Consider the following 23,528-nt stretch of genomic DNA (forward strand, 5'->3'; position numbering starts at 1 on the left):
CGTTGCGCCGACCGCGCCGGATATGGAGGCGTCTCATCGGGTAGGCGCCACGACGGAGATCGTTCACAAGGTGGTGTCGTGGTGGAAGCGCGTTGCCAATACCTTGGGGTGCCATGACGTCCACGGGCGCGCCCACGAGGTCGTCCGCCTCTTCGGGGCGGGTGTCCCGGTGGCGGCTGGTCAGGGCCAAGGCCCGGCGCAACGCCGAGGCCGGCCTCTCGACCCTGCGCGGCGCCAGGGCGTGGGAGTCGCGGCTCTGGGCGCTCGTCCGCGCGACCACCGTCGCGAACTTCAACTACCGGGTGACCGGGCTGGCGGGGGAGGCCGCCTTCTTCGCGCTGCTGTCGCTGCCGCCGTTCGTCCTCGGCCTCATCGGCCTGCTCGGCCACCTGAGCGGCGTCCTCGGCCCCGGCACCGTCGCCGACACGCGCGGCTGGGTGCTGGACCAGGCCCAGCTCCTGTTCACCGACAACACGGTCGAGCGCGTGGTGCGCCCCCTGCTCGACGACGTCCTCAGGGGCGGCCAGGTCTCGCTGATCTCGCTGGGCTTCCTGCTCAGCCTGTGGTCGGGCTCGCGGGCGCTGTTCGTCTACGTGGACCTGATCTCCATCGCCTACGGCCTCGGCGAGGCGCGCGGCATCATCCGCACCCGCATCCTGTCGTTCGGGCTCTACCTGGCCGCGCTGGTGATCGCGCTGATCGTCATCCCGGTCCTGGTCGTGGGCCCCACTCTGCTGTCGGGGGCGTTACCCGAGTACAGCGGCGTCGTGGCGGTGCTGTACTGGCCCGTGGTGGTGATCGGCTCGGTCCTGGTGCTGACGCTGCTCTACCACGTGAGCGTGCCCGTGCGGACGCGCTGGTGGCGCGAGCTGCCCGGCGCCGTGCTCGCCCTGCTCATCTGGATCGCCTGCGCGGCCGTGCTGCGCGAGGTCCTGGCCGCGTGGTTCTCGCCCCTGTCGATCTACGGCTCGCTGGCGGCCCCCATCGCGGTGCTGCTGTGGCTGTACATCACGGCGCTGGCCGTGCTCATCGGCGCGACGCTCAACGCCGAGTTCGACCGCCTGTGGCCGGACGGCGGGGTCGGCAGAAACGGCGAGTCCGCTATCGTCTAACGCGACGTGACTGGCGCGTCTGGGTGGGCCACCACCAGGGAGCGAACAGGGCGGGGGCCGGGCGCCTGGGTCCTCGCCGGATCCAATCCAACGAAGGGTAGGGCCATGAGTTCTCTTTCCGACGTCGACCCGGAGATCGCCGAGCTGATCAGTGCGGAGGAACGGCGCCAGGCCGACACCGTCAAGCTGATCGCATCGGAGAACTACGTCTCCCGGGCCGTGCTGGAGGCGACGGGCACAGTCCTGACCAACAAGTACTCCGAGGGCTACGCGGGCAAGCGCTACTACGAGGGCCAGCAGGTCATCGACCAGGTCGAGGCCGTGGCCATCGAGCGCGCCAAGGCGCTGTTCGGCGTGAACCACGCCAACGTCCAGCCGTACTCGGGGTCGCCGGCCAACCTGGCGATCTACCTGGCGTTCCTGAACCCGGGCGACACGGTGATGGGCATGGGCCTGCCGTTCGGCGGCCACCTCACCCACGGCTGGACGGTGTCGGCGACCGGCAAGTGGTTCAACCCCGTGCACTACGGGGTGCGCCGCGACACCGGCCGCATCGACATGGACGAGGTGCGCTCCCTGGCCCTGGAGCACCGCCCCAAGCTGATCTTCTGCGGCGGCACCGCGATTCCCCGCACGATCGACTTCCCCGCCTTCGCCGAGATCGCCCGCGAGGTCGGCGCCATCCTGGCGGCGGACATCGCGCACATCGCCGGGCTCGTCGCCGGCGGCGCCCACCCCTCGCCGGTGGGCCACGCCGACGTGATCTCCACGACCACGCACAAGACGCTGCGCGGCCCGCGCGGCGCGATGCTGATGGCCTCCGACGAGGAGCACGCCAAGGCGCTGAACAAGGCGGTCTTCCCGGGCCTGCAGGGCGGCCCGCACAACCACACCACGGCCGCCATCGCCGTGGCGCTGAAGGAGGCCTCGGGCGACGACTTCAAGGCCTACGCCCACCAGGTGGTCGCCAACGCCAAGGCGCTGGCCGACGAGCTGGCCGCGCGGGGCTTCGAGCTGGTCTCCGGCGGCACCGACAACCACCTGATCCTGATCGACCTGACCTCCAAGGGCGTGGCGGGCAAGCCGGCCGCGCAGGCGCTGGACCGGGCGGGCCTGGAGACCAACTACAACACGGTCCCGTTCGACCCGCGCAAGCCGTTCGACCCCTCGGGCCTGCGCATCGGCACGCCGTCGGTGACCAGCCGCGGCATGGGCGAGGCCGAGATGCGCCAGATCGGCGCCTGGATGGACGAGGTCGTCACCGCCCTGGCCAAGGGCGACGACGCCGAGGACGTCATCGCGCGCGTCCACGGCGAGGTCAGCGAGCTGACCTCGCGGTTCCCCGCGCCCGGCATCGGCTGAGCCGCCCGCCGCGCGCCATGGCGTAAATGTGTTGCCCCGGGAAGCCGGGCCCGCGATACAGTGGGCCCGGCTTCGCCGTCTCGGAGAGAGGCGGCCACGACATCCAGGAGGTGAGGAATATGCGGGTCTTCTTCGTCATGCCCGTGTCCATTTCCTCCTGGGTGCCGTCCGCGCGCTGAAGCCGCGGCACCCGTTCCCGAAGGGTGCCTGAGTTGACCACTCCCGGTCACGATCTTTCTTCTCTGGGCTGGAACGAGTCCTTCGCCGCCGACCTGCCGGCCGGCGCCGTCCCCGCCCGCGTCGCCCGCGTCGATCGCGGCGCCGCCGAGGTCATCACCTCCGGCGGACATCTCCAGGCCGTCTACTCCGCGCCGCTGCGGCGCGCGGCGGCCGAGGACCCCGTGGCCCTGCCCTGCGTGGGCGACTGGGCCGCGCTCACCCTGCTCGCCGAGGGCCGCTACGAGCTGGCGTCGCTCCTGCCGAGGCGCACGGCCTTCGTCAGGGGCGGCGTGCGCCGCGACTCGCGCGGCGGGCTGTCCGGCGACTCCCAGGGCCAGGTGCTGGCCGCCAACGTCGACGTGGTGTTCGTGGCCGAGCCGTCCGTGCACGGCGGCGACTTCGCCGACCTCGGTCGCATCGAGCGGCTGCTCGCCCTGGCCTGGGAGAGCGGCGCCCAGCCCGTCGTGGTGGTCACCAAGGCCGATCTCATCGGCGAGCACCTCGCCGACCTGCTCGCCGACGTCGCCGCGGTGGCGCCCGGGGTGCCGCTGCACGCCGTCGCCTCGCTCCTGGGCGAGGGGCTGGAGGTCGTCAGGAGCCACCTGAGCGGCTCCCGGACGGCCGTGGTGCTCGGCGCCTCGGGCGCGGGCAAGTCGACGCTGGTCAACGCGCTCGCGGGGGAGGCGGTCATGGAGACCCAGCAGGTGCGCGCCGGCGACGGCCGCGGGCGGCACACCACCGTCCACCGCGAGCTGATCCGGCTGCCGGTCGGCGGCCTGATCATCGACACGCCCGGGATCCGCCGCGTCGGCCTGTACGACATGAGCCAGGGCGTCGACATGGTGTTCTCCGACATCGAGGAGCTCGCGGAGCAGTGCAGGTTCGACGACTGCGCCCACGAGAGCGAGCCCGGCTGCGCCGTGCTGGCGGCGCTGGAGTCGGGGGAACTGCCGGAGCGGCGGCTGGCGAGCTGGCGCAAGCTGCAGCGCGAGGCGCAGTGGATGGCCGGCCGCGCCGACGCGCGCGTGCGCGCGGAGCAGACCCGCAAGTGGAAGGTGATCCACAAGTCCATGCGCGGCCGGTCACGGCCGTGACGTGAGGGGGATGTCCCCGCTTGCCACCCAGGTCGAGGGGTACGAAAGGGGCATGAGCGCTAGCCGGCGCCTGTCCCTCCCGTTCGCCGACCGGGAGCAGGCGGGGACACTGCTCGCCGAGATGCTCGCCGACGCGGGCCTGGCCGACCCGGTGATCCTCGCTCTGCCCCGCGGGGGAGTGGCGGTCGCGGTGCCGGTGGCCGAGCGGCTCGCGGCGCCGCTGGAGGTGCTGGTGACCAGGAAGATCGGCCACCCGCTGCAGCCGGAGCTCGGCCTCGGCGCGATCGCCGAGGGCGGTGAGCCGGTGTTCGACCAGGGGCTGCTGGAGCAGCTCGGCGTGGAGGAGGACGAGTTGGCGCCGATCGTGGCGCGCGAGCGCGGGGAACTGGCCCGCAGGGTCCAGGCCTACCGGGGCGACCGCCCGCTGCCCGCGCTCGCGGGACGGGACGTGGTCGTCGTCGACGACGGGCTGGCCACGGGCGGGACGGCACGCGCGGCACTGCGCGCCGTCCGGCGTTCCAAGCCCGGGAGAACGGTGCTCGCCGTGCCGGTCGGGTCGTCGAGGACGGTCACGGCGCTTCGCGACGAGGCGGACGAGGTGGTCGTTCTCGCCACCCCGCCCGGCTTTCACGCGGTCGGTCAGTGGTATGTGCGATTCGGGCAACTGACCGACGCGGACGTCCTGCGCTTGTTGCGGCAAGGACGGTGAAACGGATTTTCGCCTTCATCGGGGCCGGGGGGAATTCGGGTCCCCCGTCGCCGGGAGGAACCCGCACGATCATGCGGCAATTTCGGCCCTGGAGGCGTACAGGAGCGGAAAAGCCGCATGATCATCGCGTGGCGGAAAAGTGCCGGTGGAGGTTCAGGCAGCACTGATGCCGGCGCTTGCGGCACGCCGCATGCGACGACGACGCTCGGACGCGCGCTCGTCCTCGTTGAGCCCGCCCCACGTGCCGTACTTCTCGGGACGTGAGAGGGCGTAGTCGAGGCACTCCGCGCGGACAGGGCACTGGGCGCAGATGGCCTTGGCCTTGCGCTCGCGGATGTCGCGCTCCGGCTGACGCTCGCCGTCAGGACCGAAGAAGAGCACAAGGTCCTCTCCCCGGCACGCGGCATCATCCTGCCAACCCCAGCTGGGGCGCGGGCGGGCGATCTGCCGACGTACCTGAGACATGAGAAACCACCTTAGGTGAGATGTATTCGGTGTTTGTGCCGCTTTGGACGCGTATGACGTCCCTCGTTCCAACGCCGAATAAGCCCGTGGTGTTCCCGGGCCCCTATAGGGCCCCTAGGTCAGCACGGGCGTGCCGCACTGGAGAGGCTCCAGCGCCGCCCGCCTGTAGGTCATGATCGTCTCGGCGCACGCCATGCCGCACGGCGCGAACACCGTGCGTTCGACCACAACCCGGAACCGGACGTCCCCATGGCGCACGATCGCCTCGGTGACGTCACCGTCCGACCTGGTGGATTCCACGGCCACTCCGCCTACCGACAGCTCGCCCGTGTGTGCCCGGACGAAATGCTCGGCGGCCTGCGATGGCTCAGGGATGCCTGCGCGTCCCCGGAAACGATCGAGGACGACCTCGCCGCGCCGGTACGCGTTTGCCGCCGCGATCGCGGCAGCCTGAGACATGCTGCCGTAGTAAAGCCCGTGTGGCAAGCACACGAGGTTGGCGGCGTATCGATCGCCGCCGACATGAGTGGTTTCCCACACTCTTCCCGGCTGGCTCTCACCCAAAACCCGTGCCAGGGGAAGCCCGAGTCGGGCACAGCACGCATTGCGCTTGGCATGCGTGCAGACCAGGAACACCGGCTCCTTCACCAGTATGCAGGACTCAGGCACCACTCCGCGCACGAGAGATCCCAGGTCAAGATCTCGGACGTCCTCGAACCGGCCCTCTGCGGCCCACGGGACCCGGGCCGTGGTATCGGCCACCATCACGTGGCGCGGGACCGGGGTCGCGGTGCGGCGGCCCGGGCGGCGGATGAGCTGCGGGCGGACGCCGAGCTCGGTCGCGCGGCCGATCAGCGCGTGGACGTCCTCGGGCAGGTCGCAGTCGGGAAGGTGGGACGCCCAGGGGCCGGTGTGCTCGATGAGCAGCCAGAACCGGGCGCCGACCGTCGCGCTCGCGTGCGCCGGCACGGCGCCCGAGTGGCATCCGGCCAGGTGGTCGCACCCCCGAGCCCGGTCCTCCGTCACGCGTCCCCCTTCGAACACTTAGGTAAGACTAACCTAAACGGTCGCGACAGTAACCCGGTCCCCGGGACGTCCGTTCCGGCCTCCGCCGGCGCGGTGTGCGCTGCGGCGGAGTGTGTGAGATTAATCACGATCCGTTTTTCCGAGGTTCGCTTGCCGGGCGATCACGCGTTGGCTAGGGGCCGTCACCGGGGCGGACCACCCAGGCCCGCGTGCTCGCGCAGCACCCGCTCGGCGGCCGGCAGCGCCGCGGCCCGGTCCTCCGGCACCAGCCCGACGCGGGTGCGCCGGTCCAGCAGATCGCCCGCGTCCAGTGCGCCCTCGTGCCGCACCGCCCACACGAGCTCGGCCACCGTCACCCCGGTAGGCAGCGTCCCGGCCGCGGCCGGGTCCCGCAGGGCGATCTCGTGCACCGCCGCCGCCTCCGCGCCGTACCGCGCGGCCAGCCGTGCCGGAACGCCCGCGCCGGCCCCGCCGCGGGCGCCCACCAGCGGCAGGCGCGCCGTGCGGCTCGGCGGGGCCGAGGGGAACGCCGCGTCCACGGCGTCGGCCGCCATCGCGCGGTAGGTCGTCAGCTTCCCGCCCACGATCGTCACGACGCCGTCAGAGCCCTTCAGGACCGTGTGCCTTCGCGAGAGATCAGCCGACCGCCCTTCGCCCGCCAGCAGCGGCCTCAGGCCCGCGTAGGCCCCCGCCACGTCCGCGTGGACGATCGGCGTCTCCAGGACGGAGTTCAGGACGCCGAGCAGCGCCGCGACGTCCGCCTCCGGCGCCACGGGGACATCGGGCACCGGCCCGTCCAGGGGCTCGTCGGTCAGCCCGACGTACACGCGCCCGTCGGGCTGGGGGAGCGCCAGCGCGAAGCGCGCCGCCTCGCCGGGGATCGGCACGTGCAGGCCCGCCCGCAGATCGCCCAGCACGCCGGGGCGCAGCACCAGATGCGAGCCCAGGGACGGCCGCAGCTCCACCGACGGCGACAGCGTGCCCGCCCACACGCCGGCCGCGTTGACCACCCGGCGGGCCCGCACCGCGAACGTCTCGCCCGTCAGCTCGTCGCGCAGCTCGGCGCCGTCGCCCGCCAGCGCCAGCGCGCGGCACCGGGTCAGCACGCGCGCGCCGTGCGCCGCCGCCGTCCTCGCGATCGCCACCACCAGCCGCGCGTCGTCCACCACCGCACCGTCGAACGAGACCAGCCCGCCGCGCAGCCCCCGCGCGCGCAGCGCGGGCGCCAGGCCGCGGGCGCGCGCGGCCGTCACGCGGGACGGCCCCGGCAGCGCGGCGCGCGGAGTGCCGGCGCAGGCGCGCAGCGCGTCGCCGAGGCGGTACCCGGCCATCAGCGCCGCCGCCTCGCCCCGGGAGACCTCCGGGGTCAGCGGCAGCAGGTACGGCCGGGCGCGCACCAGGTGGGGAGCCGTGCGGGTCAGCAGCACGCCGCGCTCGGCCGCGCTCTCCCAGGCCACGCCGACCTGCCCTCTGGCCAGGTAGCGCAGACCGCCATGGATCAGCTTGGAGCTCCAGCGGGACGTGCCGAACGCCAGGTCATGGGCGTCCACGGCGGCCACCGACAGCCCGCGCGCGGCCGCGTCCAACGCGACACCCGCTCCAGTGGCGCCGAGGCCCACCACCAGCAGGTCCACCACGCACTCGCGCACCTCGGCCAGCTCACGAGCCCGCCGCGCGGCGTTCAGCGAGGAGCCGGGAAGCGCGGGACGGCCGGTCGGCCGATCGTCACGTCCGATGGGGGAAGTGGAGTGGGGAAGTGCCGGTCGGCCGGTCGGCGGGTCGTCACGTCCGGCGGGGGAGCAGGTCACGGGCTCGCCCCCTTCCGGTGGACGCCCGGCCGGGCCGTCGCGCGCCGGGCGTGTCACAGTTTAGGGCGTGGAGATCCCCGACACCGCGGCCGAACCGATGCTCTGGTCCGGCTGGGGCGACCCCGCCAAGGCCGCCGGCCTGCTGGAACCGGTACGCGGCCTGCTGCGCGAGCTGCTCGGCGTGCGCGAGCCCGCCCGGCCCGCGGCCACGTTCGGCGAGGTCCGGCTGAACGCGCCGGCGCTCACCGCGCCGGCGCTCGCGAGCCTGGGCGCGGCCGTCGGGGACGGGCACGTCCGCGCCGACGACGACGCGCGGATCCGTCACACCCGGGGCAAGTCGACCCCCGACCTGCTGCTGATGCGCGCCGGGGACGGCTCCGACGCCCCCGACGCCGTCGTGCTGCCCGGCTCGCACGCCGAGGTCTGCGAGGTCCTGCGCGTCTGCGCGCGGCACAGGATCGCCGTCGTGCCCTTCGGCGGCGGCACCTCGGTCGTGGGCGGCCTCGTCGCGTCCCGCGAAGGGTACGCCGGGGTGATCGCCCTGGACCTGCGCCGGCTCGACCGGCTGCTGTCGGTGGACGCCGAGTCCATGATCGTCGACGCGGAGCCGGGCCTGCGCGGCCCCCAGGCCGAGCGGCTGCTCGCCGGGCACGGGCTGACCCTCGGCCACTTCCCCCAGTCCTACGAGTACGCCACCCTCGGCGGGTTCGCCGCCGCCCGGTCCAGCGGCCAGGCATCCTCCGGGTACGGGCGCTTCGACGACATGGTGGTGGGCCTCACCGTCGCCACCCCGCGCGGCACGCTGGAGCTCGGGCGGGCGCCCAAGTCGGCGGCAGGCCCCGACCTGCGCCAGCTCGTCCTCGGCTCCGAGGGCGCCTTCGGGGTGATCACCTCGCTGCGGCTGCGCGTGCGGCGGGCGCCGTCCGGGCGGGCGTACGAGGGCTGGCGCTTCGCCTCCTTTCCCGAGGGCGCCGCCGCGCTGCGGCGCCTGGCCCAGGACGGGCCCGCGCCCACCGTGCTGCGCCTGTCGGACGAGACCGAGACCATGGTCGGGCTCGCCAGGCCGGACGAGATCGGCGCCCTCCCGTCCGGCGGCGGCTGCCTGGCCGTCCTCGGGTACGAGGGCGAGCCCGGCGAGGTCGCCGCGTGGCGCGAGCGCACCGCCGCCACGCTGTCCGCCCTCGGCGGCGTCCCCCTCGGGCCCGAGCCGGGCGAGGCGTGGGCGCGCGGCCGGTTCGGCGCCCCGTATCTGCGCGACGCGCTGCTGGAGGCCGGCGCGACCGTCGAGACGCTGGAGACCGCCTGCTTCTGGTCGGGCGTCCCCCGGCTGTACGACGCCGTGCGCCGTGCGCTCGCCGCCGCGCTCACCACGCCCGGCGGCGTCGGGCCGCTGGTCATGTGCCACATCTCCCACGTGTACGCCACGGGCGCCTCGCTGTACTTCACCGTCGTGACCGCGCAGGCCGCCGACCCGCTCGCCCAGTGGGCCGCCGCCAAGCGCGCGGTCAACGAGGCGATCGGCGTGACCGGCGGCACGATCTCGCACCACCACGGCGTCGGCAGGGACCACCGCGACGCCTACGCCGCCGAGATCGGCGCGCTCGGCGTCGAGATCCTGCGCGCGGTCAAGGAGCGCCTCGACCCGGAGGGCATCCTCAACCCGGGCGTCCTGATCCCCTGACACGCGCCCGATCCGTCCGGAAAGCCCGGTGGGTTCGGCGATCCGGTGTGCGGGCGGGGACGATCATGGCGAAGATAGGGGCATGGTCGATGTGGAACGGGCGGCGGAGGCCGGCAGGCGTGGCTCCTCACGGGTCTCCGAAGAGGGGGCCGGCTGGTCATGCGCGCAGGTCGGCACGTTCCAGGACCTGCGGCCGAGCCGCAAGGGCTTCTCCTGGCTGCGGCCCGCCGTGTTATGGCGCTCGCGCAACGAGATCCTGGCCCAGCTCTTCGGGGACCCGTCCAACGAGGTCCGCGCGCGCTGGGTCGCGGCCCGCCGTGCGCAGGGCGCCGACGCGGGCTTCCGCATCCGGCCGCCCGTCGGGGACGACTACAGCTTCCTGATCGTCGGCGACACAGGCGAGGGCGACGCCTCGCAGTACGCCGTCGTCCCCGGCCTGCTCAAGATCGGCGCGGAGACGTCCTTCGCGGTCATCGCCAGCGACGTCATCTACCCCACCGGCTCGGGCAACGAGTACGCCGACAAGTTCTTCCGCCCGTACAAGGACTATCCCGCGCCGATCTACGCGATTCCCGGCAACCACGACTGGTACGACGGCCTCGGCGGCTTCATGCGCGTCTTCTGCGACGCCCCCGCCCTGGAGGCCAAGGCCGCGGGCTTCTCCCTCTCGCCCGCCGGGGTGCGCGGGCTGCTGTGGCAGAAGCCGGAGCCCATCGACGAGGCCCGGCTCGCCGAGGCCCGCGCCCTGCGCCCGCGGCCGGAGCAGCGGGCCGCGCAGCCCGCGCCGTACTGGGTGATCGATCTTCCCGGCCTGCTGGTCGTCGGCATCGACACCGGCATCCGCGGCACCCTCGACCGTGAGCAGGGCGAATGGCTGCGCGAGACGTCGCGCGCCGACCCCCGTCCCAAGATCCTCGTCACCGGCAAGCCGATCTACGACCGCAACACCTACCACCCGTGCCCCATCGACGGCGGCGGCACGGTGGACGAGATCGTCAGGGACCCGGCGTGCAACTACGTCGCGGCCATCGGCGGCGACACCCACAACTACCAGCGCTATCCCGTCGACGTCGGCGGGCGCGTCATCCAGTACGTCGTCTCCGGCGGCGGAGGCGCGTTCATGCACGCCACCCACACCATCCCCCGGGTGGACGTGGGCGGCGTCCACGAGGACGACTTCCGCTGCTACCCGCTGCGCGGCGACTCGCTGTCGTTCTACAGCAAGCTCTACCGCGAGCGCCTGCGCCTGCGCTGGCTGTACCTCACCCCCGACCAGGGCCTGGTCCTGATGTCCCGCCAGATCGGCAACACCCCGCCCCGCCGCCCGGGCACCGGCGAGGCCCCCGCGACCGGCGCGGACCCTCAGAACTCTCAGACCGCCCAGGACGGCGAGGCCCTCTCCGACGGCCGGGCCGCTCAGGCCGGTCAGCCCGGGTCGCCGCCCGCGCGGGGCCCGGTGAAGATCACGACCCGCATGAAATGGGCGGCCCGCGTGCTCGGCGGCTGGCCGATGCCTCTCCGCCTCCCGGTGGGCCGCACCTTCCACCGCTGGTTCTCGGAACTCTCCGACTGGGACACCCCGCCCTTCTTCAAGAGCTTCCTCCACCTCTCGGTAGAGTCGGGCGTCCTGCGCATCCGCTGCTTCGCCGCCACCGGCTGCCTCCCTCAGGAGATCGATCCGCCCGTGGAAGACGAGTTCACGATCCTGCTTTAACGGCGCTCCGCTTATGGCGCGTCCTCCGGCCGCGCGGCGTGAGGGCGCGGGCTCGGAATCGGGAATTAACAGCTGGCCTTGAACTGGGGTGTCAAGAGCCGGCTTTGAAGCTGCTCCATAGGACGGCCATGGTCTGGCGGGTGTCGGGTTCGTCCCATTCGGCGTCCGGGGCGGTGAAGGTGACCTGGTAGGCCGTGTCGCGGTCGACGGCGACGTGCCGGGTGATCGCGTGGGTGGTGACGTTGTTGAGCGCGGTGTAGGTGTACTCCCAGACGCTCGCCTTCCAGGGGCCGTCCCCGAACGGCGAGGACTCCAGCCGGATCTGGCCGTAGTCGGTGAGCGTGGTCTGGTCCTTCATCTGGGTGAGCGCGGCGAGGCCGTCGTCGCCGGTGGCGGGCACCTTCCTGACCTGGACGCGCCGCCCGGAGTTCTTGGGCCCGACGTAGGTCACCGCCTGGTCGGAGGCGGAGGCCGTCCAGTCCTGCGGGACGGCGATCGTCACGCCCGCGGCCGTGCGCGCCTTGAACCCGGCGGGGATCTCGCCCGAAGCGGGAACCTCCTCCGGCGGGGCCGTGGCGCCCGCGTCCGGCACGGCGGTGCCGAACGGGTCGGCGGTGGTGGGCAGCGGGGCGGCCTCCTCGGGAGGCGGTGTCGCGGACGGCCACAGGACGAACAGCAGCGCGGCGATCACGCCGACGATGCCGACCCCGGCCAGCAGGATCAGCACGGGGGAGCGGCCCTCGCGCGCGTCGTCGCCGTTCTCGCGTGCGGCGCGCGTGCGGATGTCGGGGTCGTCCGCGCGGCGGGTGCCGGGGGCGGGCCGCTGCGGCCTGGTGAAGAGGTTCTCGCTCGCGATGTCCTTGGCGAGCCGGTCGGCGAGGTCGGGGGAGGCGGTGGCCGGCCAGATCCGCGAGCCGGTGGTCCCCGCCACGAGCGCGTCGCGGGGCGAGCCGGTGCCGGCGGGCGGGTCGAAAACCGCGTCCGGCCGCGACTCGGCGGGCTTCCTTAGCGCCTCGTGGCGATCCTGCGGCCCCGATTCGTAGGGGTTCGCCGGGTGATCTGAGGGACTTCTGAGCGCGTCGTAGGGGTTCGGCCGCGAGCCCGAGGGGCTTGCGAACGCGTCGTACGAGTCCCCCGGTGGTCTCAGCGCGTCATAGGGATCCGGCTGAGGTCCTGACGAGCTGCGCAGCACGTCATAAGGGCCGGGCTGGGCGCCCGAGGCGCTCCTGAGCGCGTCGTACGGGTCCGGCCGAGGGCCCGAGGAACCGCGCCGGGCATCGTAGGGATTCGGGTCCGTGCCAGAACCGCCGCCGAACGCGTCGTACGGCTCACGCTGCGGCCCCGAAGAGCCGTTCGGACCCTCGTACGGATTCGGCTGCGCTCCGGAAGCGTACGGGTCCCGCGCCCCGGACGGACTGCTCAGTGCGTCGTAGGGATCGGGCCGCGCGCCCGGGGAGTCGTAGGGATCGGGCCGCGACCCGTTCCCCGGCACCTCGTACGGCCCGGCGGCGCCGCGCAGCGCGTCATAGGGGTCCCGGGAGGCCCCGCTCCCCACGGCGTCGTGAGCCCCCCGCCACGCCTCCGTCGCGCCGCCCATCGTGTCGTACCCGGCCCCGGCCTCCGCGGGCAGGCGCACCGGCCCCGACGGCGTCTCGATGACCCGCGACGCCGTCCTCGGAAACGGGTCCGGCGTCGCCGCGGGCGCGGCCTCGCCCCGCGTGGGCAGCGGCGCCGACAGGTGGCGCTCGCCGTCCCGCACCGCAAGCCCGGACCCGTGGTTGCGCAGCACCCGCTCCAGCAGCTCCGCGGCCTGCGCGGCGGGCATGCGGTCGGCGGGGTTCTTGCGCAGCAGTCCTTCGATGACGGGCAGCAGCACCCCGGCCCGCTGCGGCCGGTTGGGCTCCTGCGTGAGGACCGCTCCGAGGACGGCCACCGCGTCGGGCCCCTCGTACGGCGGCCGTCCCTCGACGGCGGCGTACAGCGTGGCGCCGAAGGACCAGAGGTCGGCGGCGTGCGTGATCGGACGGCCCTGCAGCCGCTCGGGCGGGATGTAGGCGGGCGAGCCCATCAGCAGCCCGGTCTGGGTGATCGTGACGTCGCCCTCGATCGCGGCGATGCCGAAGTCGGTGAGCACGACGCGGTCGGCGGTCAGCAGCACGTTGCCCGGCTTGACGTCCCGGTGCAGGATCCCCGCGGCGTGCGCGTGGCGCAGCGCGTCGAGGACGCGGACGCCGATCTCGGCGGCCTGCACGACGGGGAGGGGCCCGCTCTGCAGCACGGCCTGCTCCAGCGACCAGGCACGGACCAGTTCCATGACGATCCAGGGACGGCCGTCCTCCTCGACGACGTCGTGGACGGTGACGATGCCCGGGTGGCTGAGGCGGGCGGCGGACCTGGCCTCGCGCAGCATGCGCCGGTGGGCGACCTGCTTGCCCGCGTGGTCGAGACCGTAGGGGAGGATCAGTTCCTTGACGGCGACGTCACGGTCGAGGAGCACGTCGTGGGCGTGCCACACCATGCCCATGCCCCCGCGGCCGACCGGCGACAGCAGGCGGTAGCGCCTTCCGACCAGCCGGCCCTGGCCTTCCGGGGCGACCCCCGCGCCCCCCAAGGGGTTCGTTCCCTCCGGCATGGAGGGTGGCCTCCCGAGCGCGCGATCCGACGTCATACCGCGGTCCCCAATTCAGGCTCGTCCGCGTCATATCCCCAGTTTGGATCATGTATCGAGGTTTTCGTCACCATGACGCTGACCCACGATATTAGGGTCAATCAAGGGTCAAAGGGAATTCGGTCTTCCTTTACCCGGCGGCCAGCGCGACCAGCGCCGCGGTGAACGCCTCCGCCGGCGGGCTCACCAGACCCGCCCCGACCTGCCCCGTTCCCGCCACCCGGCCGGCGATGCCCGTGTTGACGACCGGCAGCACCCCCGTCCGCGCGACCAATGCCACGTCGACGCCCACCGGCGTCCCCCGGAACCCCAGCCCCGGGATCTGGTACGCGGGGTGCTCGGCCAGCGTGATCTCGTACATCGCCCTGGTCGCGGCCACGGCGTCCGCCACGTCCCCGCCCACGAAACGGACGATCGCCGGGGCCGCCGCCATCGCGAACCCGCCGAGCCCGGACGTCTCCGTGATGGTCGAGTCGCCGATGTCGGGGTTGGCGTCCCCAGGCCCGTACGCGCCCAGATAGAGGCCGTCGGGAACGCCCGCCGGACCGGTGAACCACCGATTACCGAGCCCCGACACCTGGATCCCGAAATCGGTGCCGTTGCGCGCCATCGCCACCACCAGTGAGGACCCCGGCACGTCCCGCGCCGCGTCCGCTCCGACCTTCCCCGCGGCCATTCCCGCGTTCAGGAAGAAATGGTCGTTGCCGTTGATGAAACGCAACACCTCGGCGGCGCGGCCGGGCGCGGCGTCCACGATCGCCGGGGCGAGCTCGCGGACGAGCAGGGACGTCGCGGCCCGGTTGCGGTTGTGCAGCTCGTCGCCCATCTGCAGGGCCTGCGCGATCAGCGCGCGCAGGTCCACCGGCCCGCTCAGCGCCAGCGCGGCGGCCAGCGCCGGGCCGAGCACCTCGCCCATCCAGCGCAGCCGCTCGACCACCTCGGGCCCGTAGGCGCCGTACCGCAGCACCTTGCCCAGGCCCTCGTTGAGCGAACAGTACGCCGTGCCGCCGTGCTCGGCGTCGGCGACCTCGAACATCCACATCGACGGGCTCACCACGCCCGCCATCGGCCCCACCGCCCGGTGGTGGTGGCAGGAGTCCAGCGTGACGCGGCCCGAGGCCAGCAGCCGCGCGGCCTCCTCGGCGTCCCCGGCCAGGCCCTCGAACAGGACGGCGCCGATCAGCGCGCCGCGCATCGGCCCCGACGCCCGGTCCCAGTCGATGGGCGGCCCGGCGTGCAGGAACGTGCCGGACGGCAGGCCGAGCACCTCGCGCGCCGGCCGCACGCCCACCAGGTGCGGCCGTGCGGAGATCAGCCTGCCGACGGCGATCTCGTTCGCCCGCGCCCGCCGCGGATCGGCGACCACCTTGCCCAGCGCCTCGGCGGTCCCCGGCAACGGCGGCCGCCACTCGACGCCGACCCGCGGCACCGCCTGCCGATCGAGCGCCTCGGCCAGCACGGCCACCCCGACGCTGATCACCCGCGGCTCCCCGCCCAGCAGCGCCGCGGCGGGCGTCGCGGACGGTCCGGACGGTCTGGATGACATGAGCGACATCACCCCGCGCTTCCGGCCAGGGCCGCGGCGTGCCGTGCGGCGGCGGCGTTGGAGACGAACACCGACGCTCCGGCCTCCACCAGCGCGTCCGCCTGCCGGCGCAGCCCCTGCGGGTCGGAGTCGGTGCCGACCAGGGCCACGACCACGTCCACGCCGCGTTCCCGCGCCGCACGGACGGCGGGCACGAGCCAGGCGGCCGGGTCGGGGTCGGCGGCGTGGCCGAGCACCACGTCCATGAGCACCACGCCCTCCGCGCTCGCCAGCGCCTCCAGCCGCAGCGACGGGTCGATCATCGGATGCGCCCGCCCACGGGTGTACGCGTCGTCCCCGTAGTCGGTGAACACCCCCGCCCCGGCGACGATCCGCGCCTCCTCGCACAACGTGCCCCCCGAGTAGATGCCCCACAGCCCGCGCCCCGGCCCGGCCCGGCCATCGGGCCCGGCCTCTCCGTCGGGCCCGGCCTGCGGTTCGTCGGGCGCGGTCGCCTGTGCCGCCGTCCAGGACGGCCAGCGCGGGACCGGCACGCCGAGGGCGCGCAACGCCTTCTCGGTGGCCGTGGTCAGGTCGTCCGCGCCGGGGCCGAGCAGGGCGAAGACGACGGGCGTGCGCAGGCCCGCGACGAAGCGGCGCACCTTCTGGGCGATCTCGGGCGCGGGCGGCTTGGAGATCAGCACGATCAGGTCGGTGGACGGGTCGGCGTCCAGGGCCGCCAGCGCGGCCAGCGTCGAACGGCCCCTGACCGCCGCGGACAGGTCCCTGCCGCCGACGCCGAGGACGTGGCTCACCCCGGCGCCCGCAAGGTCGAGCAGGCAGGCGACCTGCTGCGCCCCGGTCCCCGACGCCGCGACCACGCCGATCCGGCCGGGCCGCACGACGTTGGCGAAGCCCAGCCCCGCGCCGCCGACGATCGCCGTGCCGCAGTCCGGGCCCATCACGAGCACCCCGCGCTCGCGGGCGCGCTCCTTGAGCAGGACCTCCTGCGCGACGGGCACGTTGTCGCTGAAGATCATCACTGAGAGCCCGGCCTCGACGGCGTCCATGGCCTCGGCGAAGGCGTGCTCGCCCGGCACCGACACCAGCGCCAGCGTCGCGTCGAAGCCCCGCGCCGCCGTCCCCGTCGTGCGCGGCGCTGCCCCCGCCGTCTCGAAACCGCCGCCCCCGCCGCCGGTCAGCGCCGCGAACTGCCGCTCAAGCTCCTCGGCGGCCTCGTCCAGATCCGCGGCCGACCCCGCGCGGATGGCCACCAGCAGGTCGGCGGGCCCCGCCGCGGGCACGGCGAACCCGGCCTCGCGGGCCAGGCCGACGTTCAGCTCCGTCGCCATGGCCACCACGGCGACGTCCACCCCGGGACGCGCGGTCAGCGCCTGGCTGACCCGCATGAGGCTCACCGAGTCGTGGTAGACCCCGGCGCGCACCTCGACAAGATCGGTGCCCGTGGTCAACGGCCCCCACCGCCCTCCGCCTTCACATCCTCGCCCGCGCGCCGCGGCGCCTCACGCCCCCGCACGCGCCTTCTCGCCCAGGGCCAGCACCGCCGCCACGCCGGTCCGCAGCCCCCAGGCCAGGTCGGCGCCCGAGGTGTGGCCGAGCTGCAGCAGCCGCCGTACGGCAGGGCCAAGGGGATGGTTCCCGGTCACGCCGCGCAGCACCGTCACCGCGTCCGCGCACGCCTCGCCCTGGGCCGCGTAGTGCAGCAGCGTCGCCGAGATCGGCGTCGTGCGGGTGCGGGCGTCGAAGGCCACGGTCGCCGCGAGCCAGTCGGCCAGCCACACGGCCCGGTCCACGCCCGCCGCCTCCCCGAGCCTGCGCAGCGCCACCAGCACGCCGGCGAGCATGTCGTCCCCGCTGGGGGTCAGCCCGGGACCGAGGCCCATGAGCTGCTCGGCCGCGCTGATCGCCGACACCAGGGATCCGTCCGCGCATCCCTGGGCGAGCAGCGCCGGGCACCCGTCGGCATCCAGCCCCGGCCTGCGCGACGAGGCCGCGCACACCTCGTCGAACCGGGGGAGCACGGCGGCCAGCCGCTCCAGGGCCACCGTGCCGAGCGGCGGCGCCGGATCCCACCAGCGGCGCACCCGCACGGTCACGCGGCCGATCTCGATGCCGCCGTCCCCGACCGCCGCCTCGTCGCCCGCCACGGCGCGCGGCAGCGGGTCGGCGAGCACCACGGCGTTCGGCAGCCGCGTCGCCTCGCCGGTGATCACGGCCAGCACGGACGGCTCGACGTCCGTGCGGACCTCCAGGTAGATGCCGAGCGGGAACACCGCCAGCACCCGGGCGGGCCGTCTCGGCGCGTCCAGCGCCGCGCGAAGGGATGCGCTCGCCGCGCCGAACGCCTCGATGTGCGCAGGCGCGTGCGCGCGTGTACGCGTACCCAGAGTCACTCGGCCTCCCGCTGGTCTGGGGAGAACGTAGAACGGTCCCACACACCCCCCGTACGGAGAAAGGTGCCAACAGTTCCCCGGAGAGTTGGCTCTTGTTGACAGAGATGATGTTCCGTCAGAATCACCCAAACGGCGCTTCACCCTGGAGCATGACCATGACTGCGGACCCATCACCCCCGGCGATGCGTTTGGCCTCCACGGGCACGATCATCCACGGCGTGTCCGTGGGGGAGGTGCTCGGCGTCTCCACCCTGGCGGGAGCCCGCCTGATCGGCGGCAGGAGCGGCCTCGGCCGCATCGTCCAGCGGCTCAACGTCATGGAGGTCCCCGACATCCTCGCCTGGGTCAAGCCCCACGAGCTGCTCCTCACCACCGGCTACCCGCTGCGCAACACCCCGCAGTCCCTCGGCAGGCTCGTCGCCGACCTCGACGAGCGCGGCCTCGCCGCCCTCGGCATCAAACTCGGGCGGTACGTCGACGAACTGCCCGCCGAGATGATCCAGCAGGCCGACCGGCTCGGCTTCCCACTCATCCTTCTGCCCAACGACGTCGGCTTCGACGACATCCTCAACCAGGTGCTCACCGACATCCTCAACCGGCAGGCGGCGCTGCTGGCCCGCACCGAGGAGGCCCACCGCGCCCTCGTGCAGATCGTCCTGGCCGGGGGAGGGCTCCGCGAGATCGTCGCCGAGGTCGCCGGGCTGCTCGACCTGGCCGTCGCCGTCGTCGACCCCACCGGCCAGGTGCTGGAATCGTCGGGCGACCCGGCCCGGCTGCGCGCCGCGCCCGCCGTCTCCGGCGGAGACTACACCGTTGTCCCCGTCGTCGCCGGCGGCCACCACCACGGCCGCATCGTCGCCCACAGCCCGGCCGGCGCCATCAGGGACGGCGACATCGGGATCCTCGAACGCGCCGCCACCGTCGCCGCCCTCGTCGTCACCCGCCAGGAGGCCGTCACCGCCGTCGAGAGCAAATACCGCGCCGACTTCCTCAGGGACGTCCTCACCGGCAGAGGCGGCCCCCGGGTCGTCGCCCGCGCCCGCGCGTTCGGCTGGGACCTCGAACGGCCGGTCGGCGTCCTCGTCGCCGAGATCGACCCCGAATGCGACATCCCGCCCGACCGGCTGCTCGCCGCCTGGACCACCGCCCTGCGCCGTCACGACCCGCGCGGCGCCGTCGCCGGGTTCTCCCACGAGGTGGTCGCGGTCGCGGGCGCCGACGTCGACCTGCCCCGCCTGGCCAAGGACGCCGTCGCCGCCTTCGCCGACTGCCGGCCCGCCACCTTCTCCACCGGCATGAGCAGGATCGCGCCCGGCGCCGACGCGCTGCCCGACGCCTACGGCCAGGCGCTCAAGGCCGCCCGGGTCGGCCGCCAGCTCCACGGCTCCGGCGCGCTCGCCCACTTCGACCAGCTCGGCGTCTACCGCCTGCTCTCCCTGGTCAACGACACCGCCGAACTGCACGCCTTCGTCAAGGAGACCCTGGGCACCCTCGCCTCCGACGACGACGCCGAGAACGCCGACCTGCGCCGCACCCTCCAGGTCCTCCTGGAGACCAACCTCAACGTCGCCGAAACCGCCCGCCGCCTCCACTTCCACTACAACACCTTGCGCTACCGCATAGGCAAACTAGAACGCCTCCTAGGCAACTTCACCGAAGACCCCCACCTCCGCCTGAACCTAACCCTCGCCCTCCACGTCCTCCGCATGCGCGGCATCTGACAACCCCCGAGGCCCCCTCGCGGTAACCGCCATGCGCCGCCATGGTCCTCGCTCCGCTCGGGCTGTATTCATCGGCGCTTCGCCCACGCTGGGCATCGGTGTGGTCGTGGCCCGCGAGGTCCTGAGGACACGACGAGAGGACTCAGAACAAAGATGCGCCGGGTCATTGACCGGGGCGTGGAGTCCCCACCGTGAACTCAGGTGATCGTTGCTTTCCACCAGCCGCGTGACAGCATGATCTTCCCGGTGGGATCGATCGATACCTTCGACCCGAGTAGCGGCAACTCACCGTTGCGCATCCAGTGATGCCGGACCTCGTCAAGGGTGTCCCACAGTCGGCGCGGTCCGCCTTGACGCACCGTCGGGAGTTCATCCCATATCGCGCTGGCCCGGGCCCACGAACCGTCAGGATGAGCCATCCATGCCGTTTGCCTGCCGTCGTCGCTGGATTCCCTGTAACGGTGTTCGATACCTGGGCAGACGACTTCGAGCATCGAGCGCAACTCCCACGCGTCCGAGACGTTGACCATGGGATAGCGGCCCGTGGTGACCTCCTCGCCCTCCTGCTCGAACGCGGCGATCCACAATCCGGCCGGCTCAGGCGGATAGTCGGTCCCGTGCCGGGTCTTCATGAACATCGCGCGGTCTCGCTCTACCGTCCCGGTGGCCCCTCCGTCCTCCCGCTTGTTCGCGGTGATGATCAGCGAGGTGCCGCTGATCACGGTGACGAGTCGTCCACCGGGCCTCAACGCGGCCAGCCAACTCGCCGGGACGGGTCTCACCGACACCATCGACACGATCCCGTCGAACTCCCCGGGTAGCGTCCCCGTCGCGTCGCAGGTGACGACCTTGGGACGCAGGTCCATCTGATCGAGGCGTTCTGCCGCCATCTCCGTCAGATACGGATCGACGTCGATGCTCGTGACCAGTTCGTCTTCGAGCAGACGCGACAGAAGCGCGGCGCTGTACCCACTGCCGGTCGCCACGTCAAGGACGGCCGCACCGGGGAAGACCTCCAGGTGCCGCAGCATCCGCACCACAAGGCTCGGCAGCGTGGCGGACGACGTGGGCCACCCTGAGCACCGCTCACCAGGCCGGGCGTGATCGGCGTGGCGATCGCCGGCCTGCGTGACCAAAGTCCGGTCAGAGTAGGCCGCCTCCATCCAGACATTACGATCAGACGGGCCGTCGCGGAGGCCACCCCAGTCGGCTCCCTCTCCGTCAGCCTCCCACCAGCGCGGAACCAGCAGGTGCCGGGCAGTGGCCGCCATCGGCCCACGCCACCGCGACCCTCGGTGAGTCACAGCCGCGGCAAGACCCATGGGCCTCGCTTCGCTCGGGCTGTGTTCATTGGGGCTTCGCCCTCGTTGGGCATAGGTGGGGATGTGGCCCGTTAGGGGGTCGTTGTGATGCCCAGGGAGTGGAGTTGTTCGTCGAGGGTGCGGATGTGTTTGTTGCCGGACCAGGGGTGGAGGTGGGCTCGGGCCTCTCGGATGGAGTCGGCAAGGCGGCCGGAGCTGTGGCCTACGGTGATCTGGGCCGCTTCGCGGATCTTGTCGGCGGCGGCGGGGATTTCGCGCTTCTGGATGAGGGCCTCCGCGTATTCGAGGAGGGTTCTGCCACGTGCGGGCCTGCGCATCTCCCCTGCCAGGGCTCGTTCCGCCGTGTGGATCGCGTCGTCGGGGCGGCCCCAGGCGAGCGTGCAGGCCGCCGTGTGCCTTTCGACTCCCTTGGCGGACCACCAGTAGAGGTAGGAGGGGTCGGCCTCGGTTCTCGGCTGTTCCGCGAAGTGGAGGGACAGGCCGAGCGCCTGGGCGCTGTCGCGGGCGCTTCCGTGTACGGCGAGGATCCGGGCGAGGTCCACGGCGTGCACGGATCGAAGGAGGGGGCTCGGGCTGTGACGCACCCATCCCTCTGCGGCGTAGATGTGGTCGAGGGCTTGCCCGATGTGGCCTTGGTAGCGGGACAGGTTGGCGAGACACGTGTGCAGGTAGGCGATGAGGGTGCGGTCGGCGATCTGGTGGGCGGCGGTCAGCCCCTCCTGATATCGGAGGCGGGCTCCGGCATGGTCCAGCAGATCGTGATGCAGCCATCCGGCGAGCTGGCTGAGTTCCGCGTACGTGCGGGTGAGCCGGTCCCGCAAACCCGGCGGCAAGACCTCGTTGGAGAGGAAATCGGCTACGAGCGAGCGTTGGCCGTCCACGATCGGCAGCACGGTCTCGGGGCCGAAGTCGTCGTCAAGGCGGCGGCAGCGAGCGGTCAGTTTCTCGATCACGTCCACCGTCGCGGCGTCGACGCGGGTGGAGGCTCTGACGGCGGACGCCAGCCGATCCTTCTCGGGCGGCGACAGGTGCCGCAGGAGGACCAGGGCCGGTGCGCCGCCGAAGGCCAGGGTGAGTTCGAAGAGTAGATCGCGACGTTTCACATCGGCCTCCTCGGCTGCGAGAGCACGCAGCAGGGCGGCGCAGTCCTTGGGGGTGAGGACCGGAGCCATCGGGCGTGCCGCTTCCTGACTCATGGTGACATGGCGGGCGGGCGTGGCCGGGGCGCGAAGGGGCCGGTGGGATGGGTGCGAACCGTGGTCCGTGCGGTCTATCAGGTCGCGGTCGGCGGGGGTGTAGGACGCGTAGACGGCGTCGGTGACCAGGCGGCGGGCGGAGGTGCGGTAGACGTGGGCGAACAGGGCTATCGCGCGGGCCGACGGGCGTATGCCGTGGCGCGGCCAGTACTCGAACTCGTACAGCCGCGACTCCCGCAGCGCGGCGGTGCCCGCCGGGTCCACGTCGTTGTACCGCGCGGCGGCCTCGGCGGCGGTGAGCCCGTAGGCGTAGCGGTACAGCCGCAGCGGACTGACATCGTGGTACATCGAGAAGACCTCGGCGATCTGGTCATAGCTGTAGCCCTTGCCGCGCAGCGTCGCGCTGCGCCGCCGGCACTCCATCAGGGGGTGAATGCCTTCGCCCGACATGCCGCGCGCCTCCCAGGTCCTTCGCACAGTCAAGAAATCATCTACGCAGAGTACTCGTTCAACTACTTAGAATGATGTTCATTGCGATATCCGGCCCGCGACCAACTGGGAATGATCTCTTCGCCGCGCGCGTTTCCCCACGTCGCCGTGAGGTTTCCGTGGGAGGTCGCCTGGGGTGAGGGCGGGATCAACGACGTACGCCCGCACGGCCATCGTTTGGCCCGTGTCCATGTCTTCCCATCCTCAGCAGGAACCGTGCCACCCGCAGCCGGAGGAGGCGCCCATGGCGGTGACCAGACCACCCGACCAGGGCGACCAGGCCGACCAGGCCGACCAGGCCGGAGAGCCTGGACGGGAAGGGCGGGGCTCGCTCGATCACGGGCGCGCGTCCCCCTTCGCGCCGCTGGACGAGTCCGTACGGCTCGGCCCGGAGCTCCTCATGTGGAGACGCGCCTACCTCGGTAGGCCCGACCAGGTTTCGCAGAGCAGGAGGTTCGTCCGGTTCCTCCTTGGTGACACCATGTTCGCCATCGACGCCGAGCTGATCGTCGGTGAGCTGGCGGGCAACGCCGTGCGTCACACCCGCAGCGGGGCGTCCGGCGGCCACTTCACCGTGGAGGTCACCTTCACCTCGGCTCGTCAGAGGCCGCTCAGGAGTCCGGCGGCTGCCGCGGGCGTGCTGATCACGGTGTACGACCTCGGCGGGGGAGGAGTCCCCCGGCTGGGGGGCGAGGACCTGCCGGGGAGTCCCCGCGAGGTGGATGGCCGTGATCCCGCGATCGAAGAAAGCGGTCGCGGGCTGACGATCGTCTCCGCTCTCGCCCGCCGATGCGGTCACCAGGGCGGTCCCGTGACCGGCCATCGCGTATGGGCTTATCTGAGCGCGCCCATCGACCACGGCCCTCTGGAGTGGCCGACGTTCGATGGAGGCGGTGCTCCCGTCACCAGAGAGGAGATCACGGAAACGATCTGCCGAAATCTCGCCGGACGCTGAGCATGATCGGGCGGAAGAGGGCCGGTTCCCGGCGAAGCGTCTAGGAAC

17 protein-coding genes and 1 riboswitch are annotated in these 23,528 nt (G+C 72.8%); of the genes, 8 read left to right on the forward strand and 9 right to left on the reverse strand.

Features of this window, described 5'->3' with window-relative positions:
- Positions 1–113: 113 nt before the first annotated feature.
- The 4 genes from BJ982_RS21640 to BJ982_RS21655 all read left to right on the forward strand — a co-directional run bounded on the left by BJ982_RS21640 (position 114) and on the right by BJ982_RS21655 (position 4,496).
- Entirely contained in the window at positions 114–1,112 is a 999-nt protein-coding gene (locus BJ982_RS21640; RefSeq protein ID WP_184882806.1) for a YihY/virulence factor BrkB family protein, read from the forward strand.
- A riboswitch (ZMP/ZTP riboswitch) is annotated at positions 1,109–1,190 on the forward strand. (Overlaps the previous gene by 4 nt.)
- Positions 1,191–1,217: 27 nt before the next feature.
- The gene (gene glyA, locus BJ982_RS21645; RefSeq protein WP_184882808.1) at positions 1,218–2,474 is read left to right on the forward strand and encodes a serine hydroxymethyltransferase; all 1,257 of its coding nucleotides are present in this window, start codon (positions 1,218–1,220) and stop codon (positions 2,472–2,474) included.
- 203 nt (positions 2,475–2,677) lie between these two features.
- Entirely contained in the window at positions 2,678–3,787 is a 1,110-nt protein-coding gene (rsgA, locus tag BJ982_RS21650) for a ribosome small subunit-dependent GTPase A (RefSeq protein ID WP_184882810.1), read from the forward strand.
- A gap of 52 nt (positions 3,788–3,839) precedes the next feature.
- Positions 3,840–4,496: a phosphoribosyltransferase gene (locus BJ982_RS21655; protein ID WP_184882811.1), complete on the forward strand. Its 657-nt coding sequence runs from the start codon at positions 3,840–3,842 to the stop codon at positions 4,494–4,496.
- A 153-nt stretch (positions 4,497–4,649) separates the two neighbouring features.
- Here the strand turns inward: BJ982_RS21655 and BJ982_RS21660 are convergent, their stop codons facing one another.
- The 3 genes from BJ982_RS21660 to BJ982_RS21670 all read right to left on the reverse strand — a co-directional run bounded on the left by BJ982_RS21660 (position 4,650) and on the right by BJ982_RS21670 (position 7,723).
- Positions 4,650–4,961 carry a WhiB family transcriptional regulator gene (locus BJ982_RS21660; protein ID WP_093171423.1) on the reverse strand — a complete coding sequence of 104 codons (312 nt, stop codon included), beginning with the start codon at positions 4,959–4,961 and terminating at the stop codon, positions 4,650–4,652.
- A gap of 114 nt (positions 4,962–5,075) precedes the next feature.
- Positions 5,076–5,987, reverse strand: a complete 912-nt coding sequence (locus tag BJ982_RS21665; RefSeq protein WP_184882813.1) for a sucrase ferredoxin — start codon at positions 5,985–5,987, stop codon at positions 5,076–5,078.
- 182 nt (positions 5,988–6,169) lie between these two features.
- Entirely contained in the window at positions 6,170–7,723 is a 1,554-nt protein-coding gene (locus BJ982_RS21670) for a glycerol-3-phosphate dehydrogenase/oxidase (RefSeq protein ID WP_184889122.1), read from the reverse strand.
- A 169-nt stretch (positions 7,724–7,892) separates the two neighbouring features.
- Here BJ982_RS21670 and BJ982_RS21675 point away from each other — a divergent pair, with 169 nt between their 5' ends.
- On the forward strand, positions 7,893–9,476 hold the full coding sequence (locus BJ982_RS21675; protein ID WP_184889124.1) for an FAD-binding oxidoreductase: 1,584 nt from the start codon (positions 7,893–7,895) through the stop codon (positions 9,474–9,476).
- Positions 9,477–9,558: 82 nt separating this feature from the next.
- A complete protein-coding gene (locus tag BJ982_RS21680; RefSeq protein WP_203958914.1) occupies positions 9,559–11,190 on the forward strand; it encodes a metallophosphoesterase family protein in 1,632 nt (543 codons plus the stop codon).
- Positions 11,191–11,281: 91 nt separating this feature from the next.
- On the opposite strand, the gene BJ982_RS21685 is transcribed toward BJ982_RS21680, so the two are convergent.
- The 4 genes from BJ982_RS21685 to BJ982_RS21700 form a co-directional block, all read right to left on the reverse strand.
- Positions 11,282–13,822 carry a serine/threonine-protein kinase gene (locus tag BJ982_RS21685; RefSeq protein WP_184882815.1) on the reverse strand — a complete coding sequence of 847 codons (2,541 nt, stop codon included), beginning with the start codon at positions 13,820–13,822 and terminating at the stop codon, positions 11,282–11,284.
- 166 nt (positions 13,823–13,988) lie between these two features.
- Positions 13,989–15,404: a YlbE family protein gene (locus BJ982_RS21690; RefSeq protein ID WP_184882817.1), complete on the reverse strand. Its 1,416-nt coding sequence runs from the start codon at positions 15,402–15,404 to the stop codon at positions 13,989–13,991.
- A gap of 8 nt (positions 15,405–15,412) precedes the next feature.
- On the reverse strand, positions 15,413–16,855 hold the full coding sequence (locus tag BJ982_RS21695) for an AllF/FdrA family protein (RefSeq protein ID WP_239122797.1): 1,443 nt from the start codon (positions 16,853–16,855) through the stop codon (positions 15,413–15,415).
- Between the two features lie 51 nt (positions 16,856–16,906).
- A complete protein-coding gene (locus BJ982_RS21700) occupies positions 16,907–17,797 on the reverse strand; it encodes an oxamate carbamoyltransferase subunit AllH family protein (RefSeq protein WP_239122796.1) in 891 nt (296 codons plus the stop codon).
- A 155-nt stretch (positions 17,798–17,952) separates the two neighbouring features.
- On the opposite strand from BJ982_RS21700, the gene BJ982_RS21705 reads away from it, so the two are divergent.
- Positions 17,953–19,518, forward strand: a complete 1,566-nt coding sequence (locus BJ982_RS21705) for a PucR family transcriptional regulator (protein ID WP_184882821.1) — start codon at positions 17,953–17,955, stop codon at positions 19,516–19,518.
- Positions 19,519–19,715: 197 nt separating this feature from the next.
- Here BJ982_RS21705 and BJ982_RS21710 read toward each other — a convergent pair whose 3' ends face one another.
- Together BJ982_RS21710 and BJ982_RS21715 are read right to left on the reverse strand one after the other, a co-directional pair.
- The gene (locus BJ982_RS21710; RefSeq protein WP_239122795.1) at positions 19,716–20,789 is read right to left on the reverse strand and encodes a methyltransferase domain-containing protein; all 1,074 of its coding nucleotides are present in this window, start codon (positions 20,787–20,789) and stop codon (positions 19,716–19,718) included.
- A 122-nt stretch (positions 20,790–20,911) separates the two neighbouring features.
- The gene (locus BJ982_RS21715) at positions 20,912–22,513 is read right to left on the reverse strand and encodes an NsdA family TPR-like regulatory protein (protein WP_507763462.1); all 1,602 of its coding nucleotides are present in this window, start codon (positions 22,511–22,513) and stop codon (positions 20,912–20,914) included.
- Between the two features lie 256 nt (positions 22,514–22,769).
- On the opposite strand from BJ982_RS21715, the gene BJ982_RS21720 reads away from it, so the two are divergent.
- Positions 22,770–23,480 carry an ATP-binding protein gene (locus BJ982_RS21720; RefSeq protein WP_203958913.1) on the forward strand — a complete coding sequence of 237 codons (711 nt, stop codon included), beginning with the start codon at positions 22,770–22,772 and terminating at the stop codon, positions 23,478–23,480.
- Positions 23,481–23,528 lie beyond the last annotated feature (48 nt).

It is taken from the genome of Sphaerisporangium siamense (assembly GCF_014205275.1).
Classification (GTDB): domain Bacteria; phylum Actinomycetota; class Actinomycetes; order Streptosporangiales; family Streptosporangiaceae; genus Sphaerisporangium; species Sphaerisporangium siamense.

What these genes read in the sequence shown, in the direction of transcription:
- BJ982_RS21685 (WP_184882815.1), bottom strand. Translation starts at nt 13,822, where the DNA reads ATGCCGGAGGGAACGAACCCCTTGGGGGGCGCGGGGGTCGCCCCGGAA.
- BJ982_RS21690 (WP_184882817.1), bottom strand. Translation starts at nt 15,404, where the DNA reads ATGTCATCCAGACCGTCCGGACCGTCCGCGACGCCCGCCGCGGCGCTG.
- BJ982_RS21640 (WP_184882806.1), top strand. Translation starts at nt 114, where the DNA reads ATGACGTCCACGGGCGCGCCCACGAGGTCGTCCGCCTCTTCGGGGCGG.
- glyA (WP_184882808.1), top strand. Translation starts at nt 1,218, where the DNA reads ATGAGTTCTCTTTCCGACGTCGACCCGGAGATCGCCGAGCTGATCAGT.
- BJ982_RS21710 (WP_239122795.1), bottom strand. Translation starts at nt 20,789, where the DNA reads ATGGCGGCCACTGCCCGGCACCTGCTGGTTCCGCGCTGGTGGGAGGCT.
- BJ982_RS21680 (WP_203958914.1), top strand. Translation starts at nt 9,559, where the DNA reads ATGGTCGATGTGGAACGGGCGGCGGAGGCCGGCAGGCGTGGCTCCTCA.
- BJ982_RS21660 (WP_093171423.1), bottom strand. Translation starts at nt 4,961, where the DNA reads ATGTCTCAGGTACGTCGGCAGATCGCCCGCCCGCGCCCCAGCTGGGGT.
- BJ982_RS21655 (WP_184882811.1), top strand. Translation starts at nt 3,840, where the DNA reads ATGAGCGCTAGCCGGCGCCTGTCCCTCCCGTTCGCCGACCGGGAGCAG.
- BJ982_RS21720 (WP_203958913.1), top strand. Translation starts at nt 22,770, where the DNA reads ATGGCGGTGACCAGACCACCCGACCAGGGCGACCAGGCCGACCAGGCC.
- BJ982_RS21705 (WP_184882821.1), top strand. Translation starts at nt 17,953, where the DNA reads ATGACTGCGGACCCATCACCCCCGGCGATGCGTTTGGCCTCCACGGGC.
- BJ982_RS21675 (WP_184889124.1), top strand. Translation starts at nt 7,893, where the DNA reads ATGCTCTGGTCCGGCTGGGGCGACCCCGCCAAGGCCGCCGGCCTGCTG.